At 34.8% G+C, this 17141-nt stretch carries 16 protein-coding genes; 8 read left to right on the top strand and 8 right to left on the bottom strand.

The genetic code is table 11. The annotated features are described in order from the left end of the window. Positions 1-402 precede the first annotated feature (402 nt). The 5 genes from BCI01S_RS02620 to BCI01S_RS02640 form a co-directional block, all read right to left on the bottom strand. A complete protein-coding gene (locus BCI01S_RS02620; protein WP_172885232.1) occupies positions 403-918 on the bottom strand; it encodes a DinB family protein in 516 nt (171 codons plus the stop codon). Positions 919-1052: 134 nt separating this feature from the next. Beyond that, complete coding sequence (locus BCI01S_RS02625; protein ID WP_061796612.1) at positions 1053-1409, bottom strand: YunG family protein; 357 nt, start codon at positions 1407-1409, stop codon at positions 1053-1055. A 193-nt stretch (positions 1410-1602) separates the two neighbouring features. Continuing rightward, positions 1603-1941 (bottom strand): helix-turn-helix domain-containing protein, encoded by a 339-nt coding sequence (locus BCI01S_RS02630; RefSeq protein WP_061796614.1) that lies wholly within the window; start codon positions 1939-1941, stop codon positions 1603-1605. A gap of 99 nt (positions 1942-2040) precedes the next feature. Further along, the gene (locus BCI01S_RS02635; RefSeq protein ID WP_047940097.1) at positions 2041-2382 is read right to left on the bottom strand and encodes a cupin domain-containing protein; all 342 of its coding nucleotides are present in this window, start codon (positions 2380-2382) and stop codon (positions 2041-2043) included. Between the two features lie 67 nt (positions 2383-2449). After that, positions 2450-3340, bottom strand: coding sequence for a LysR family transcriptional regulator (locus tag BCI01S_RS02640; protein WP_047940096.1), 891 nt, complete (start codon positions 3338-3340; stop codon positions 2450-2452). Positions 3341-3499: 159 nt separating this feature from the next. On the opposite strand from BCI01S_RS02640, the gene thrC reads away from it, so the two are divergent. The 3 genes from thrC to BCI01S_RS02655 all read left to right on the top strand — a co-directional run bounded on the left by thrC (position 3500) and on the right by BCI01S_RS02655 (position 7179). Beyond that, on the top strand, positions 3500-4774 hold the full coding sequence (thrC, locus tag BCI01S_RS02645; protein ID WP_061796857.1) for a threonine synthase: 1275 nt from the start codon (positions 3500-3502) through the stop codon (positions 4772-4774). A 210-nt stretch (positions 4775-4984) separates the two neighbouring features. Then, positions 4985-5911: a bifunctional helix-turn-helix transcriptional regulator/GNAT family N-acetyltransferase gene (locus BCI01S_RS02650; RefSeq protein ID WP_061796617.1), complete on the top strand. Its 927-nt coding sequence runs from the start codon at positions 4985-4987 to the stop codon at positions 5909-5911. 23 nt (positions 5912-5934) lie between these two features. Continuing rightward, the gene (locus BCI01S_RS02655) at positions 5935-7179 is read left to right on the top strand and encodes an MFS transporter (protein WP_061796619.1); all 1245 of its coding nucleotides are present in this window, start codon (positions 5935-5937) and stop codon (positions 7177-7179) included. A gap of 100 nt (positions 7180-7279) precedes the next feature. Here the strand turns inward: BCI01S_RS02655 and murI are convergent, their stop codons facing one another. Together murI and BCI01S_RS02665 are read right to left on the bottom strand one after the other, a co-directional pair. Further along, positions 7280-8065: a glutamate racemase gene (gene murI, locus BCI01S_RS02660; RefSeq protein ID WP_047940093.1), complete on the bottom strand. Its 786-nt coding sequence runs from the start codon at positions 8063-8065 to the stop codon at positions 7280-7282. A gap of 256 nt (positions 8066-8321) precedes the next feature. Next, entirely contained in the window at positions 8322-10052 is a 1731-nt protein-coding gene (locus BCI01S_RS02665; RefSeq protein ID WP_047940092.1) for an ABC transporter ATP-binding protein, read from the bottom strand. Between the two features lie 135 nt (positions 10053-10187). On the opposite strand from BCI01S_RS02665, the gene BCI01S_RS02670 reads away from it, so the two are divergent. From BCI01S_RS02670 to BCI01S_RS02680, 3 genes are read left to right on the top strand one after another with little or no spacing between them, the layout of a single operon-like run. Continuing rightward, a complete protein-coding gene (locus tag BCI01S_RS02670; RefSeq protein WP_061796621.1) occupies positions 10188-11648 on the top strand; it encodes an ABC transporter permease in 1461 nt (486 codons plus the stop codon). A gap of 13 nt (positions 11649-11661) precedes the next feature. Then, the gene (locus tag BCI01S_RS02675) at positions 11662-13176 is read left to right on the top strand and encodes an ABC transporter permease (protein ID WP_047940091.1); all 1515 of its coding nucleotides are present in this window, start codon (positions 11662-11664) and stop codon (positions 13174-13176) included. Between the two features lie 29 nt (positions 13177-13205). Continuing rightward, positions 13206-15008 (top strand): ABC transporter substrate-binding protein, encoded by a 1803-nt coding sequence (locus BCI01S_RS02680; protein ID WP_047940090.1) that lies wholly within the window; start codon positions 13206-13208, stop codon positions 15006-15008. Positions 15009-15256: 248 nt separating this feature from the next. On the opposite strand, the gene psiE is transcribed toward BCI01S_RS02680, so the two are convergent. Then, positions 15257-15685: a phosphate-starvation-inducible protein PsiE gene (gene psiE / locus BCI01S_RS02685; RefSeq protein WP_047940088.1), complete on the bottom strand. Its 429-nt coding sequence runs from the start codon at positions 15683-15685 to the stop codon at positions 15257-15259. Positions 15686-16135: 450 nt separating this feature from the next. Here psiE and BCI01S_RS02690 point away from each other — a divergent pair, with 450 nt between their 5' ends. Together BCI01S_RS02690 and BCI01S_RS25145 are read left to right on the top strand one after the other, a co-directional pair. After that, positions 16136-16735, top strand: a complete 600-nt coding sequence (locus BCI01S_RS02690) for a DedA family protein (protein WP_047940087.1) — start codon at positions 16136-16138, stop codon at positions 16733-16735. A 195-nt stretch (positions 16736-16930) separates the two neighbouring features. Further along, positions 16931-17071, top strand: a complete 141-nt coding sequence (locus BCI01S_RS25145; protein ID WP_156485381.1) for a hypothetical protein — start codon at positions 16931-16933, stop codon at positions 17069-17071. Positions 17072-17141: the final 70 nt, after the last annotated feature.

Raw genomic sequence — 17141 nt, forward strand, 5'->3', positions numbered from 1 at the left:
GTAACTGTAAGGTTCTTGGGAATAATATTCCAACCAAATAAAAAAACGAACAATTATACGAAGAATTTTCGTATAACTGTTCGGGGTAATTTATTTTAAGAAAGAAAACTGGTGGTAATCCCTGCAGATTGGATACACTTCACTTTTATAGGTTTTAAAGTTTTAAGACACGGTCTTTCTTCACCTGCAGGCTCTAAAACAGCTTCCAAGGAATCCATGTGTATTCTGCCTGCTCCATTTTTCCTACTACCAATGTTTAAGAGTTGAAAAAATATGGAACTAATGAAACGAATTGGTTTCACTACTAAATTAGCGCTTGTTCTCTTTACCCATTATCTATTTTATTTCCACCCTCTTCTATTGAAATCCACTATTATTATCTCTTTATGGAACATAAATCTTTTAATTGTATGTATTGAACCATTTTCGCAATTGATTAATATGTGCTTGATGATATCTGTTATGGTCCGCCAGATGCCAAATCCCCCATTGAATGGTTGCATCGTTTCCATCTTCATATTCCACTGTTTGAAGTAAATCTTTATCCGTTAGCTGGCAGCATACAGATTTAAGCAAAGATAAAACATAATCATATTCGTTTAGAAGTACTTCTAATGAAATATCTGTAACTTGCGGTAATTGATTATTTTTATCTAACATTGGTCCATATCTATCTTCAAGTTCTTTGGGAATTACCTTTCCTCTTATTCGATAGACCCAATTTAAGTCAACATACATTAAATGTCTCAGCAATTGAGCCGTACTATTGTCATTTTGACTTGGACCTTTATATTCTAGCTCCTCTTGATCCATACCAGCCACAATTGATTTGAGTCTTTGATAATTATTTTCTACCATGGAATATAGCATACCCACGATAGGATCCATTTGCGAATCTCCCTTTAAATCTAATATCATCCTAATTCTCCTCTTTATATACCAATATAATCCATAATTGTTTTTCATGTTGAATTTTTCCTATGGAACTGACATACTCCGTTGTACACCATAAGAAACTATCTTCCAAACACTCTAAGGAAAGCATCATTAGTTCAAATAATATCTAAGTTTTTTAAAACCCTTTGTTTTAAATAATTATACTGTTTCTCATTTGTATCCATATATGCTTCTTCTCTGTTTGAAGGACTATCTAAGTATACGATAGCTTCTCTAAATTGAGATGCTGTAAAATCGTATCGTTTTCCATTCAAAACATTATAAAAATGCCATCCATCAGGAAGTTTAGTTTTTTTAATTTCTCCACCTAATATATCATTTACTACTAATGTGGTTACACCACAATGTCCCTTTGCTGGATTGTCCTCACTCCATTTTGAACTTGATTCTAAAGACCAAGATTTATGCAGAGCTTCTTCTATCTGTTTTATTTTTAATGAGTTATTCTCCATATAATTCAGTTCCCCCTTTTACAAGAGCGTATTTTTCCTTATTGGCATTATTCCATTAATCAATCCATCTATTGTTTTCAAAGCAATCTTGCCTGTTACTTTCAAAAGAATTTTGCAAAAAGAAAATGATGGGAAACCTCCTTAGATTAATGAATAACCAATTCGCAGATTTTAACATATTGAAATAAAATGTCTATTCATGTTGATCATTCTTATACTTTAACCATTCATCAATTTCCGATTTCATAAATCTTTTTTGATTATCGATTTTTAAGTAGGGAATAAATTGATATGTATCATAACTACTTAATTTAGCCCTTTCCAAATCATCTTCCTTTATGATTTTTTCTATCGCTTCCTCACTTATCTGAAGATATTCGGAAAGTTGAGAGATTGTCATTAAAACAGGGATAGCTTGCTTATTAGTGGTTTTATTCTCTAAATTTTTAAAATTATCACTTAAAATAAATGCAGCTAATACTATTGCTATTCCCAATATTAATACACCAACTATATAGGTTTTCTGTTTCAAGCTTCAACCCTCCATAACGTAATTTTCCTTATTAAATAATGTATATCAACCATTTCTCTCTACTCCATACTCTACTAGAGAAGGCTCATTATAAATCTTTTAATCCACTAAAATCCTATCTCCTTTACTTGTCGGTTGAGAAGTCACCAAAAACTCTACTTCATTATTTGATTTATTAAACATCTGGTGTGGCACTAAAGGTGGAACCTCTAATCCCTCGTGCGGTTTTAACGTTATTTCTTTGCCGTCAACTTCAATCGTTGCTACTCCTGATAAAACATAGAAAAACTGGCGCGCGTGTTGATGATAATGTCTTACTTCTGATGTATGAGCAGGCATACGTTCATGAATTATACTCAAATCTTGATTCTTCACTAAATGCCATCCATCACAATTATCTCCCCATAGGTAATGTTCCGCATTGCTTTTATTTTTTTTCACTCTTTTTCTCTCCCCCCTTATATTAATAACACAACTCCATCCATCCTTCTTCCTCTTTAACTGCGAGTTAATTATTCTCGTCATTCATAACCATTTGGATGAAATGTTGGGCAGGCATTGAAAGTTCATCTTCTCTTCTCCTGCAGATGGAGATAGGGTTTTTTAACTCAATCCCTTCTACATTCACCTTTGCTAAATCTCCACGAGCAATATATTCTTTAACTTCTAGAGACGAGGCAAAAGTAACCCCATAACCTTCCATGACAACCCTAATCGCTTCATTTAATCCATTAATTTGTAAGCCGACGGTTGGTTGATTAATGCTGTTTATGGTACATAGCGAAACCAACTTTTCACGTGCAGAACTGCCCTTTTCTCTAAATACAAATGGCTCGCACATAATTTGATCTAATGTAACCTTTTTTAAAGCAAACTTATGGTGTTTGTGCACTACAAACCACATTTCATCTTCAAATAATTCTCTTCTGGTTAGAAATGGATGGAATTCTCTTTTCCCACCGATGAAAGCTATTTCTGCCTGATAATTAATTAATTGATCCATCGCTTTAAGCGAATTAGTAGTAGTTAATTCTACTTCAACCTCAGGATATCTTCGCTTATATTTTGCAAGCCATTTAGGCAGCAGGAAATTTGCTGGAAGATAGGTTGCAACAATGCGCAGCTTTCCGATCGACCCATTTTTATATTGTTCAAGATATACTTCCATTTCTCCTTCAAGAGAAAACACTCTTTTAGCGTGTTTGGCAAGTTCAATCCCTGCTTCCGTTAATAAAATCCCCCTCCCTTTTGGAGCTAATAAAGTCATCCCTATCTCTTGTTCTAATTTTTTTATTTGTGCTGTTACAGCAGGTTGACTTATATTCAGCTCCTCTGCAGCACGAGTAACATTTCCTTTTTCAGCAACAATGTGAAATAGCTTCAAAGCGTGAAGATTCATATTACACCTCTAGATTCATAGATAAAAGTTATCAATGACAAATAAATATATATTAGATTTATTTATTATTTTCTTTTATTCTAAAATTACAAAAACTAATTCGCAATAAAAATTTTCTTTTAAAGAGGTGAATGGGATCTACAAGATACCCAAATAATGATGAAATTTGTATGTATTGAGTGTAAGAAAGAATCTACTTCAAACGAGTTTGTATATCATTGTTCATGCGGCGGTCTGCTTGATATTGTGCATGACTTTCAACATTATGATGCTGACTTATTAAAGCATTTATTTAAAGAACGTCTTTCTGAGCGGATGACACCTTATGCAAGTGGTGTATGGAGATACAAAGAGTTAATCTTTCCTGAGTTGCCTGATAACTTTATTGTCACAAAATATGAAGGGAATACAGGATTATATGCGTCAGAATTACTACAAACTTATACAGGGCTTAAACAAGTTTATATCAAGGCACAAAGTGAGAACCCTAGTGGTTCATTTAAAGATAACGGCATGACTGTTGCTGTTTCTCATGGCAACTCCTTAGGGTATAAGAAGTTCACTTGTACGTCAACCGGGAATACTTCTTCTTCTTTAGCGATGTACGCATCCATTGCTAACGCAGATTCTTATGTGTTCGTCCCAGATAAAGATATCTCTTTAAATAAGGTTCTGCAGACAGTTTCTTATGGTGCAAAAGTGTTTAGTTTTCCGGGGACTTATGATGACGGCATTCATTTTTTGGAAAAATATAGCAATGAACTTGAATTATATGTTTGTAATTCTATCAATCCATTTAGAATAGAAGGACAAAAAAGTATTATTTATGAAATCGCACAGTATTTAAACTGGGAACTACCTGAATGGATAATCGTTCCTGGTGGTGCTTTAAGCAATGCAACAGCATTAGGAAAAGGATTATCTGATTTATATACGCTGGGATTAATAAAGAAAATGCCGCGAGTGGCAGTTGTTCAAGCAGAAGGTGCTAGTCCGTTTCATAAAATGGTGTCCCAACAACAAAAGGAACTTATTCCTGAGCCTGTTCCATACACTCGTGCTTCTGCGTTGAATATCGGTAATCCACCAAGCTGGAAAAAAGCGCTGCAAACTCTATTCCAAACACAGGGAGTTACTATATCTGTAACGGATGAGGAAATTCTTGATGCTAAAGCTATGATTGATAAAAGTGGAATTGGCTGTGAGCCTGCTTCAGCGGCAACAATTGCCGGACTGCGCAATTTAGTTTCTAAGCAGGTAATTGATAAAGAAGAATCCGCCTTATGTATTCTGACTGGAAATATTCTCAAAGACACGGATGTTTTAAAGTACTACCATCATGAGGAAAATACCAATGCCACCTATAAAAATACCATCCATCATACCAATCTATCACGAAACAGCATAACTAATAGCATGAACGGTGAAAAATGAAAGTCGAAAGAACTTGACGGCTGATCGAAATTCTTTTAATGAATCTACTTTAACAAAAACGTTCCTACCTCTACAGGAACGTTTTTATTACTACATTTGTATATCCTATTTAATTTTTTTAAATAACGCTCGATAAACAGTTGACTTAAGCAAGCATTTTGGCTAGAATAAGAAAATAATGACATTATACTATTAAATGAGGTGTTAAAAATGATAGATGTGCAGAGTAAGTTTGGATTTGAATTCAGAAAATTCAATAGATTTTACACAGATGTTTTAGGGTTCCTTAATGAACATATCTATAATAGCCCTTTTTCATTAACAGAAACTCGTATTCTCTTTGAAATTTATAATACAGAAAATTGTACAGCCAAAAATATTCAAGAAAGATTAGATTTAGATGGCGGTTATGTAAGTAGAATTATCAAAAAATTCGAAAAAGAGAAAATGGTTTATAAGCAAAAATGTAAAGATGATGGCCGTAATCATCTTTTATATGTTACCAGTCATGGGGAATTGATTTACAAAGAGTTGGAGAAAAAAGCTAATCAGCAAGTAGAATACATACGCGAATCTTTGAACCCTGAACAGCAGCAAAAGCTGATAGCCTCCATGTGTACAATCCAAGAAATTCTTTCTGCCTCATTTAACGAAAAAAACGAGGAAGCCGTTTCTATTAGAAGTTATTATACTTTAGAAGATATTAACAACATGATTAAACAACAATGGTTATTTTATAATCAAGTCCATAAATGGGATTATAGTTTTTTAGCCTATCTTGAGGAGACATTTCATGCTGATATCGAAAGAATCTGGATTGCAGAAATAAATCGTGAATTTGCAGGCTGTATTGGCTTAGTGAATGATGGCAATAAAGTAGGACAGTTAAGATGGTTTTTAGTAAATCCATCCTTTCACAAAAAAGGAATCGGCACCCAACTTATTAACGCTCTTATCCAATACTGTAAAGATCATGATTATGAACGAATTTTTCTTTGGACCGTTAGTGATATGGTGACAGCCAGACCACTATATAAAAAATTCGGATTTGAAATAATGGAAATACAAGAGAAAAAGTCTTTGTGGGGAGCCGATTTAATAGAAGAACGCTGGGATTTAGATCTTAAAAAAAGCTAATCACTATTATTTGAGGGGTAAATATGCAAAGAACATTTCATTACGCATGGATTATTGTTTTTGTTACATTTTTGACTTTTTTAGCCGTTCAAGGTGTTCGCCTTTCATTTGGAGCATTTGTTGAGCCATGGGAAACAGATTTTTCCATGGATAGAGGAACCATTTCTCTTATCTCTACTTTGAGTTTTGTCATCTATGGGCTGTCTCAACCACTTATTGGGAGACTAGTAGATAAATGGGGGGCTCGTCTCATTTTATCCTTTAGTACTTTCCTAGTAGGAATAAGTATTTTTCTTACAGCTTTCGTAACACATCCCTGGCAGTTATTCTTTCTCTATGGAATTATGGTTTCTCTCGGTGTGGGAGGAGCATCCAATGTAGCTGCCACAGTAGTTGTAACCAATTGGTTTAACGAAAAACGTGGACTTGCGTTTGGAATTATGGAGGCTGGCTTTGGTGCAGGACAAATGCTTCTCGTCCCTGGATCTCTTTTGCTGATCCATTTACTAAATTGGAAAATGACCGTAGTTATCTTAGGCGTCTTTTTAGTGCTTTTTGTCTTTCCTATCGTTCTTTTATTTTTGCGAAATCATCCTAGAGAAAAAGGGGTAGTTCCTATTGGCGGCGAAATTGCCGAAGACGATACAGTTCCAAAAAAGACTCTAGACACAAACGCTTCCATAGGTAATGTCTTTCTAAAAAGACAATTTTGGTTTTTAATTTTACCTTTTGCAATCTGTGGTTTTACTACCACAGGATTAATGGATACACATCTTATACCATTTTCGCATGATCATGGTTTTTCAACAAGTGTTACTAGCGCTGCCGTAAGTATACTTGCTGGGTTTAATATTATTGGTATCTTACTATCTGGTATAATAGCTGACCGCTGGAGCAGCCGCAAAATGCTATTTCTATTATATGGAATGAGGGCAATATCTATTGGGATTCTCTTGTCTAGTCACAATCCTGCATTATTACTTATATTTGCAGTAATCTTTGGATTGGTCGACTTTGCTACTGTTGCTCCAACTCAATTGCTGGCAACGCAGTATTTTGAGGAATATTCCATTGGATTCATTTTAGGGTGGCTATTTCTTAGTCATCAAATAGGATCGGCATTGGGCGCCTATTTACCAGGCTTCTTTTATAACGAAACAGGTAGTTATACTATTTCTTTTTATTTTTCCATAATAATCTTAGTAGGAGCAGCCATCTTAAACATATTCCTTCCTGAACCTCATAAGATTACACAAAAAGAAAAATAGCCGTTCAAAAATAGCTACAAGATTAAAGGTAAGCCTAATAAACTGGCTTACCTTTCTATTAATTTACCCTGTTATGTTGACTAAATTTATTCGAAATTAATCAAGATATTACTTTATCCAATTTTCCTAATAATCTTTTATACTTTGATAAAGTTTCTTGATCTTCTATCTTAATACCTGATTGGAAAAATGTAACGTCGCCAGTTCCCTCTTTATTTATTAGATTCTTTTCTTCAAGAATTCTTTTTAAATTCTTTGCTGTTCCCATACTTCCAGAAATTATATTCGTATTATCAGGGAAAATTGCTCTTATGCTGTTTTCAAAATATGGGAAATGGGTACATCCAAGCACAATTGTTCCATATTGCGTGATATCGAACGAAGCCAATTGTTCTTTTAAATAAGGAATTACTTTCTCTTTCCTGAATTCAAAGTTCTCAGCAAATAGGACAAGACCAGGAAGAGCTAAACTGTCAACAATATCATGTTGGTCCAAACTTCTGACAAGATTATGAAATTTTTCTTCTTGAAGAGTTAAATTAGTTGCCAATACTAATACCTTTTTTTGTTTTCCTGCACAACTTTGAATTGCTGGTTTTACGGCAGGTTCAATTCCCAAAATAGGAAAATCATATTTATGGCGAAGATCGTCTACGGCGATACTCGTTGCCGTATTACAGGCAATCACTAATGCTTTAATGCCTTGATCAGCTAAGAAGTCTGCTGCACTAAAAATATAATCTCTTACTTCTTCTTTCGATTTTTCACCATACGGAACATGTAAGGTATCTGCATAAAATAAGTAATCCTCATTTGGAAGCAACCGCAATGCTTGGTGAAGAACACTCATTCCACCAATCCCAGAATCAAAAAATCCTATTCTCACTACTTTTCAACCTTCTTCTTATGTATTTATATCACTTATTAAGAATACCATTTTTTCTAAACATTTTTAAGTTCTAACTTTTGTTTAGGTAAACTGTCCTTTATAGTTAGAAGAGTTTGCGGAACTATAATGTAACAAAAAACGTCTACTACCTTTATGGATTATATTTTTTAAATCGAAATTATGAAAGCTATCTAATGAATTAGGAGTCCCTCAAGTGTATAATATTATGAATTTTCCTATCAGAGCAGCAATGCTAAACAGGCATTGCTACCCAATGTCCGGCTGAAACCTCTTTAAGGAGCGTATTCTCCACCTCATATTTAACTTGTCGATTATCTATTGGATCCATTTTTTTCTTATTTTTTTCTATCTTCGGATCAGGGATTGGGATGGCGGAAAGTAATGCCTTCGTATAATCGTGTAAAGGATTGGAATAAAGCTCTTCGCTTTCGGCAATTTCTACTATTTTCCCTGCATACATGACAGCGACTCTGTCACAAATATGTTTCACCATAGCTAAGTCATGAGCAATAAACAAATACGTAAGACCCAGTTTTTGTTGCAATTCTTCTAGGAGCTTTACTATCTGTGCTTGAATGGACACATCCAACGCAGATAACGGTTCGTCACAAACGATGAAAGATGGCTCCACTGCCAGTGCTCTTGCAATGCCAATTCTTTGCCTTTGCCCGCCTGAAAATTCATGTGGATAACGGTAAGCGTGACTAGCTTCCAACCCTACCATTTCTAATAACGCTTCTACCCTTTTTAAACGGTGATGGGGATCTTTATATAGCTGATGAATATCTAGCGCCTGGCCAATAATATCAAGAACTTTGAACCTTGGATTAAGACTTGCATATGGATCTTGAAAAATAATTTGCATATGACGTCGAAGCATTTTCAACTCTTTCTTATTTAGTCGATTAACAGGAATTCCCTGAAATAGGGTTTCGCCACTAGTTGGCTCATGCAAGCGTAAAATCGATCTTCCTGTCGTTGATTTACCAGATCCTGATTCTCCCACAAGCCCTAATGTTTCACCAGCATGGATATGAAAACTAATGTCATCTACTGCTTTTAATATTTTCCCCTTGCCAAGATCAAAATGCTTGTTTAATGAATTAACCTCAAGGATTGGATGAAGACGCGCTTCTGAAGTTATACTGACTTTTCGTTTCACCTTCTTCTTCTCATCAAGTCTTGGTAAAGCATTTAGCAGCTTTTTTGTATAGGCATGCTTGGGCTGCTCAAAAATGTCCTCTGTTGTGCCAGTCTCTACTATTTCTCCTTCTTTCATCACTACAACACGATCACACATTCCTGCCACTACTCCGAGATCGTGTGTAATTAGAATGATAGAAGTGCCGAATCGCTGCTGCATCTCCTTCATCAAAGCAAGAATCTGAGCCTGAATGGTAACATCTAATGCCGTAGTTGGCTCATCTGCAATTAGAAGAGTTGGCCGGCAAGCCAATGCCATTGCGATTACTACTCTCTGCCTCATCCCGCCTGAAAATTCATGTGGATACTGATTAAATCTTTCATCGGGATTCCTTATACCAACAAGCCGCAGTAATTCCATTGCCTGATTTTTCGCTTGTGATTTTGACAGACGTTGATGCTTAGAAATCCCTTCTGCAATTTGCTTCCCAACTTTAATCGTAGGATTTAAAGAAGTCATTGGATCTTGAAATATCATTCCAATATCCTTCCCGCGAATCCCTTCCATTTCTTTTTCCGTTTTTTCTGCTAGATTTTCTCCCAAAAATGTTATATCGCCACTTTTCAAGTGAGATGGCGGGGATGGTAGTAGTCGCATAATAGAACGAGCTGTTACGCTCTTTCCACTACCGGACTCCCCAACTATACCTAATGTCTCTCCCTTTTTAATATCAAAACTAACTCCCTTTACCGCTTCAAGCTCTTGTTCATTTGAAGTAAATGAGACTCTCAGATTATCAACCTTTAATACTACTTCCATAATCTCCCCCACTATCTTTTTTCTTATTTCTCGTTTTCTTTCAAACTATGTATTGATTTTTCTGATATCTACAAATAAAATATACTATACAGGTCGGAATAATGCAATTTAAAGAAAAAGGGGGGAAACAATACTTTGGAACCTGTTCATGTAAAAAGCACCAACGTTAGTAATCGTACTAGAGCATTCTGTAATCTTGTACAAGAAAGCTTTATAAAGCTTCAAAAAAGACCTGTTTATCGCTGGGCAATCTATATTTTGGGCTTGCCTCTCACACTCTTCGCCTTGTTCCTGTATTTGTTCAAGAAACAGAATGATCCTTCAAAAAAATCTATGGAAGAAATAGAAGAACAATTACGTAAAGAAGGGCATTGGGAAAGCTTACATAAAAAATTTCGCTTACAACTAGAAAAGAAGGTACAATTTTTCAATCAAGCACATACACCCTCTGAACTAAATAAAGAAGCAAGAAAATGGGCGAATGAGCAATTTCAAACGGACATAATGGAAAGAAGCAAGGAAAAAATGCTTGCGTTAGGAAACAAGAAGGTATCCTTTTCAGAAACCTTCCTAGCTTTCATCACAAACAAAAAGATAATTTCCCTTTTGTTTTTACCTGGTTTACTGATGTATGTATTTTTGCTGATCTGTATTAATCCCTATCTAAAGTTCATCCTAGAGCGATTAATAATGAGCATTTTTGTCATTTTTGGCGTAACACTTCTTGTCTTTACTATTTTATATTTTTCACCATTTGATCCGGCAGTTAATATCCTTGGGGAAACAGCAACGAAAGTTCAGATTGCCAACTTTAATCATATCTATGGTCTTGATCAGTCTTATTTTCACCAATTGATACAAGCCTTTAAAGGAATTTTCACCTTTGATTTAGGCAATTCCTACACAGGAAATGAGGAAGTCGCAAACAGTATTGCAAGAAAGTTTCCAATCACATTTACACTTGCTTTTATTTCGCTTATTATGGCAATCCTTATTGCGATTCCTATAGGCATTATTTCAGCAACTAAACCTAACTCTATTTTTGATTATAGTTTTATGTTTATTGCTTTAATCGGTTTATCTATTCCAAATTTTTGGCAAGGGTTAATCTTTATTCTTAATTTTTCGATTAAATTAAAATGGTTTCCAGCTACATACGTACCTGATAATTGGATTTCCATTATCATGCCTGCAGTCGTTCTTGGAACTGGTCTTACTGCTTCTATTGCCAGGATGATGCGTTCTTCTACCCTTGAGATTATTAATGAAGATTATATTATCACCGCAAAGGCAAAGGGATTAAGCAAGTCAACTGTAATATGGAGGCACGCTGTCACTAATGCCATGATTCCCGTCATTACCGTCATCGGTCTATTGTTTGGCGGAATGCTTGGTGGAGCAGCTGTGACAGAAAAAGTTTTTAATATTAGCGGAATAGGAAGCTTTATTGTTGATAAGCAATTCATACCTGATATTCCGAGTATTTTGGGCGGAGTGGTTTATATTGCCATAACGATTTCCCTAGTAAATTTATTAATTGACGTATTGTATGCATTCTTTGACCCACGTATACGTACGAAAATGAAACAATATTAAAGCAGGTGTTACGATGTCTAATACTACGGTAGATACACCACATTACCGAAGAAAACAAGCACAGAAAGTACCTTTAGAATATTCACAAGCAGTTTTTTCCTTAATCGTTTCTCTTATTCTGACCATCATTTTCTTAATTAATGGCTTTGATTATTCATCAGCTGTGATTAAACCATTTTTCTTAAGTGCATTTGCTGCCTATCTATTCGTATCAATCATACAGGTATTGATTACATGGAAGATTAAACAAAACCTGAAGCAGTTTGGCTCTATTCAAAAATCAACAAGAAAATGGGGATATTTTCAGTTATTAAGTGTACTGGTTGGGAATGTATTTACTGCTTCATCCGGACTATTACTAATTAAAGAAAACAAATCAATTGACTATATATTTGCTGTTTACATGCTACTAACACAGTTTTTTGTGATTGCTGTTTCTGCTTTAAATTTGTTTAAACCATATGTTGCAGATACGTTTTTACTAGGCATGTATATTCTCATTGCGATTTCTTTTTTTTATCTTTACGTCTTTTATTTTCTATTCAAAAAAGACAGAAGTACTTTAAACGCTACAAAAGTTATCGTACTTTCTTTAATCTTGTTCCTTACTGCACTATCAGGGAACTTATTTGCCCTTCTTTTAGGAATAAATTTCTTGCGTGATTTAAGAAAAGAAAAACAATCTGGGAAAGCTGGATGGAATACAACGTGGAGGAAAATAACCAATAATGCTTCTGCCATGCTTGGCCTATTCTTTATTATTTTTCTGTTTGCTTTATCTATATGCAGTTATCTGACATTCGATAAAGATATGGCAATGGAGAATAATTACGGTGCCATCCTTCAGACACCCAGTCTTGCCTATCCTTTAGGTACAGATGATTTTGGTAGAGACCTTTTTTCTAGAATTATTTTTGGAGCAAGAATTTCATTAACTGTAGGGTTTCTATCTACTATTATTTCATTATTTGTCGGTGGTTTCTTAGGTGCCTTAGCTGGTTATTATGGTAATCGAGCAGATAACGTAATCATGAGACTATTGGATGTATTATACGCTATTCCTGGTATTTTACTTGCAATTGTCATTATTGCCGCATTCGGTTCGAACACTATCACCCTCATTATCGCTTTAAGTGTTGGATCTATCCCAACATATGCACGCACGATGAGAGCAAATATTCTCATGATTACGAATCTCGAATATATTGAATCCGCAAGAGCATTGGGAGCAAATAATTTTACCATCCTGTTTAGGCACGCAGTTCCAAACTCGCTTGCACCGATGATTGTTAAGTCAACCCTTACTATTGGCAGTGCTGTGATAGCTACAAGCAGTTTAAGCTATCTTGGATTAGGGGTTGAACCGCATATTCCAGAATGGGGGAATATTCTAAAAATCGGGAGTGCCTATCTTGAATCCCATTCCTATCTTGCCATTTATCCTGGATTATGCATCATAGCCTTAGTCCTTTCCTTCAATTTTTTGGGAGACGGTCTTCGAGATGCATTGGATCCTAAGTTAGATTAATAAAAAAATATATTTAGGGGGAATTTTGCATGAAAAAGAGTTTATTAGCCTTCTTGCTTGTCTTTGTTTTAGTCGCGGCAGGATGTGTCAATACGAAATCAAGTGTTGAGGAAGACAAAGGGAATGATGGGAAAACAAGTGCAAAACCTACCATTGAAATCTTGGGCAGCAGCACAAGTGAGTCTGACATCAATATTTTAAGAGATCAATTAATAAAAAATGGATTTGATGTTAAATTAAATCTTCAACCAGACTATGCGAGCTTCAAAGCGCAACAAGATGCTGGAAATTATGATGTTGCGGTATCTAGCTGGACGACTGTAACAGGTAACCCAGATTATGCAGTACGCTCCCTCTTTAAAACAGGCGGAGATTATAGTATTTTAGCAGATGAAGACATTGATACTTTAATTGATAAGGCAAGTACGCAATCACCGGATGAATATAAAGAAACATATAAGGAATTAGAACAAAAACTAGTATTTGATAAAGCTTATATCGCTCCTTTATACATTTCTTATAAAGCCCAAGGAGTAAATAAAGAAGTCTTGGATCCAGCAACTGTTCGACTTGCAAAATCTAGAGCAATCGCTTGGGAAACAATTGACTTTAAAGATACTTCCAAACGAAATACGGATCCATTAATTGTTCAACAGGCTATTTCTACACTGACATCTCTTGATCCGATTAAAGGAAATGATGGATCTATTAATACATTAAACACAAATATGTATGTCCGTTTAATTAATTTAACAGATGACGACCAAGTCACTGCGGAAGGATCTCTATCTCATAATTACAGTATCGCTGATGGAAATTCTGAATATTACTTCTTACTAAGAGATGATATTAACTTTGCACAAATCAAAGACAAGAAAGCTGTTGACACTGGAGAAAGAGTTGGTGCAGACGATGTTATCTTCTCGCTTGACCGCGCCAAAGACAAAAATTCTGTTCCGGATCACCGTACATACAGCCTTCATGAACATATTAAAACAACGGAGCTTGTGACAGATTTAGCAAAATTAAATGCGAAAGAAGCTGGAAGCGGCACAACCATAAAAGCAGCACTAGAAAAAAATCTTGACAAGGAAATTACGGAATTAGTCTCTGATAAAAAAGATGCAAATAATAAGGAAGGCAAATATCAAGTAGTTAAAGTCACTACTACTGAGCCATTCCCCCAAGTTTTAAATTATTTAGCCCATCAATCTGCAGGTATCGTTTCGAAGAAACAAGTAGAAAGTATTAATACGTATGATGTAGCTTCCTTTGACATTAATAAAGACATTCCTTATGGGGATCAAAATACAGTAACTGAAGGCGACAAATATAATAATACATTATTTGCTAGCGGTCCCTATATTCTTTCTTATAAAAATGATTACGAAGCAGTATTCTTAAAGAATCCTGCATACCAAAAAGGTACCGATTTTGAGCCGAAAATTTCTACTGTTCAAGTACGCTTTATAGCAGATGCTGATAGCGCCCTTTCTTCTTTACGAAATGGGGAAATTCACCTTTTCAATGGAGTACCTGAAACGAAATATAATCTAGTGGAAGAAGATAGCAAGCTTACCCTGCAACGCCAAGAAAGTAACGGTGTAACCTACTTATTATTCAATACGAAAAATAGAGAAGTAGCGAATAGTGATGATTTAAGAAAAGCAGTATTGTATTCTATTAATCAAGACGACTTTATTAACTATTATCAAGGCAATAAAATTAAAGCAGTTTCAACCGTAAGTCCATTAGTAGAGACTGGCAATGAGTTAAACGCCGATGCTGATAAAGTAAAAGAGTATTTAAAAAAGTACAACGAAGGTAAATAACTATTCCTCTCTCTATCCTATCTTTTAGTTAGGATGGAGAGAGTTTCCCACCAAAAACCAAATTCTCATCCATTTTTTCTATAGATATTCTTCTAATTAACTTTAGATGGTGTTCTCTCCTATTTATGAGTAAAAATGCTCCCCCTAACCTTTTTTGCAAAGGTATTGTGAATCAAGAAGCTTAGCATATTATCCATCACCATTTTTTTGATTAAAGAATTACTTCCTTTATTTTTTCAAAAGTATTACTAATAATCTCTCTTGAGAATTCTTAAATTCGTTAATAATAATGAAATAATCAAAATAAGAATAGCCAATGCCCACCAGAAGGCATTAATGGGCGCATCATGCTCCACAATAATTAATCTTACTATAGCTGTAATACCAATATAAATGAGATAGCGTAATGGAAAATGAAAATGCGAATCAAAATACTTGATTATTAAAGCTATAAATTCGAAGTATAAGAAGAAAGTAAGCAGTTCCTCAGTAAATAAATAATAATCTCTTTCATCCTCTGTTACAAAAGCGACATAGGAAAAGATAAACCATGTTTCTTTTATAAGAAGAAAACTCAATGTTATCCCTATAAGAAACAAACAGCTATTCAATAATGCTTGTAAAAATATAGGCAGTTGCGTAAAAAACTTGATTAGATTAGCTCTAACACTTTGCATCCATCTAGCTCCTTTTATTAGGTATGTTATCTATTTAATATGAGCCATATTTTTATTATTAACCATTAAAAAGGAGGCTTTTTAATACTTCTCATTTACATCATCTTATTCCAAATCTATGCTCCTAAACAGGCTATCGCTAATATAAATCCCCTTTCTTAATGACGTATTATGCTGTAAATCTTTCCTCTCACCATACCTCTGTCTTCGGACCTTTCGTTAAAACTTTATTTTTTGACATTAACAATAGCAATTTTGAGATAACTGTTTCTCACTCTTCTTTGCTATGTTAAATCCCATTCGACAGGTTTACAATTGTATAGTATAATTTTCCTTTATTGGTATGAAAACAATAACACTTAATCTATAACGTAAAGGACTTACTTTCGCCTTACATATAAAGATATAGTCTGAATTCTGCGTTATCATAAATAATAGGAGGAGATTTCCATAGAAGACTTGATTTTACAAATGATAGAGGCCTTTAAAGGACTTTCGTATTTTGGTATTATGCTTGCATTAACTTTTGAATTTGTTCCAGCAGAACTGGTACTACCTTTAGCTGGCTATTGGGTATATGAAGGAGATATGAATTTATATGGGGCTATTTTTGCAGGTTCGATCGGCGGTGTATTGGGACCACTCACTTTATATGCATTAGGCCGTTATGGCGGAAGAGCAGCAATTATGAAGTTCAAGAAATTTTTTCTCTTAAAGGATGAACATATTACTAAATCGGATCAATTTTTTGAAAAATATGGTGGAAGTATCGCCTTTTTAGGACGATTTATTCCGTTAGTCCGAACGGCTATTTCGATTCCTTGTGGAATGGCCAAAATGAATATATGGAAATTTATCATATATACTTATTTAGCCATGCTTCCCATTACAGCGATGTATGTCTATTTGGGCTATAAATTAGGACCTCAATGGAAAAAAGCGGGCGAAGTATTTGGTCAATATACGAACTATTTATTAATCCCTATCGCAATATTTATTATTATTTGGCTGTTTGTAAAAAGGAAAAAGATGAAGGTGAAGGTACAGTAGTTGAAAAGAGACTAGCCCCAGCATGTATTTAAAACATACTGGAGCTAGTTTCTTTTTTCCTGTAATAATAGATAAAGTGAATAGTAGCAATACCTCTTTGCTCGCTATCGAGATTACTGCTAAAATCGGAAATGGAAAATTTACCTGTCATTGGATTTTTATTTTTACCCATCCTATTAAATGGAGGTGGTAAAGATGAAAAAGGAAATTCCAGTTGAGTTTACGGGAAAGGTTCTCGATCAACGAAATAATCTTACTGGTCCAGATGATTCAGGAAAAGCTTCCTATCCAAAAAGGCCAAAACATGTATCCATCCAAGAATCGAAAAGAAAATAATTCAAAATCTGCCCTCTGTCCCATCAAGGGGGCTTTTCTATTGCCTCTCCTCCCCTATATTTCTAACTGT

Origin of the sequence: Niallia circulans NBRC 13626 (assembly GCF_001591585.1) — a bacterium.
In the GTDB taxonomy this organism is placed as follows: Bacteria; Bacillota; Bacilli; order Bacillales; family Cytobacillaceae; genus Niallia; species Niallia circulans.

Excerpts from the sequence above, each read along its gene's own strand:
- BCI01S_RS02665 (WP_047940092.1), bottom strand. The coding sequence starts at position 10,052 with ATGGAAGTAGTATTAAAGGTTGATAATCTGAGAGTCTCATTTACTTCA.
- BCI01S_RS02650 (WP_061796617.1), top strand. The coding sequence starts at position 4,985 with ATGATAGATGTGCAGAGTAAGTTTGGATTTGAATTCAGAAAATTCAAT.
- BCI01S_RS02625 (WP_061796612.1), bottom strand. The coding sequence starts at position 1,409 with ATGGAGAATAACTCATTAAAAATAAAACAGATAGAAGAAGCTCTGCAT.
- BCI01S_RS02680 (WP_047940090.1), top strand. The coding sequence starts at position 13,206 with ATGAAAAAGAGTTTATTAGCCTTCTTGCTTGTCTTTGTTTTAGTCGCG.
- BCI01S_RS25145 (WP_156485381.1), top strand. The coding sequence starts at position 16,931 with ATGAAAAAGGAAATTCCAGTTGAGTTTACGGGAAAGGTTCTCGATCAA.
- BCI01S_RS02655 (WP_061796619.1), top strand. The coding sequence starts at position 5,935 with ATGCAAAGAACATTTCATTACGCATGGATTATTGTTTTTGTTACATTT.
- BCI01S_RS02620 (WP_172885232.1), bottom strand. The coding sequence starts at position 918 with ATGATATTAGATTTAAAGGGAGATTCGCAAATGGATCCTATCGTGGGT.
- psiE (WP_047940088.1), bottom strand. The coding sequence starts at position 15,685 with ATGCAAAGTGTTAGAGCTAATCTAATCAAGTTTTTTACGCAACTGCCT.
- thrC (WP_061796857.1), top strand. The coding sequence starts at position 3,500 with ATGAAATTTGTATGTATTGAGTGTAAGAAAGAATCTACTTCAAACGAG.
- BCI01S_RS02640 (WP_047940096.1), bottom strand. The coding sequence starts at position 3,340 with ATGAATCTTCACGCTTTGAAGCTATTTCACATTGTTGCTGAAAAAGGA.
- BCI01S_RS02675 (WP_047940091.1), top strand. The coding sequence starts at position 11,662 with ATGTCTAATACTACGGTAGATACACCACATTACCGAAGAAAACAAGCA.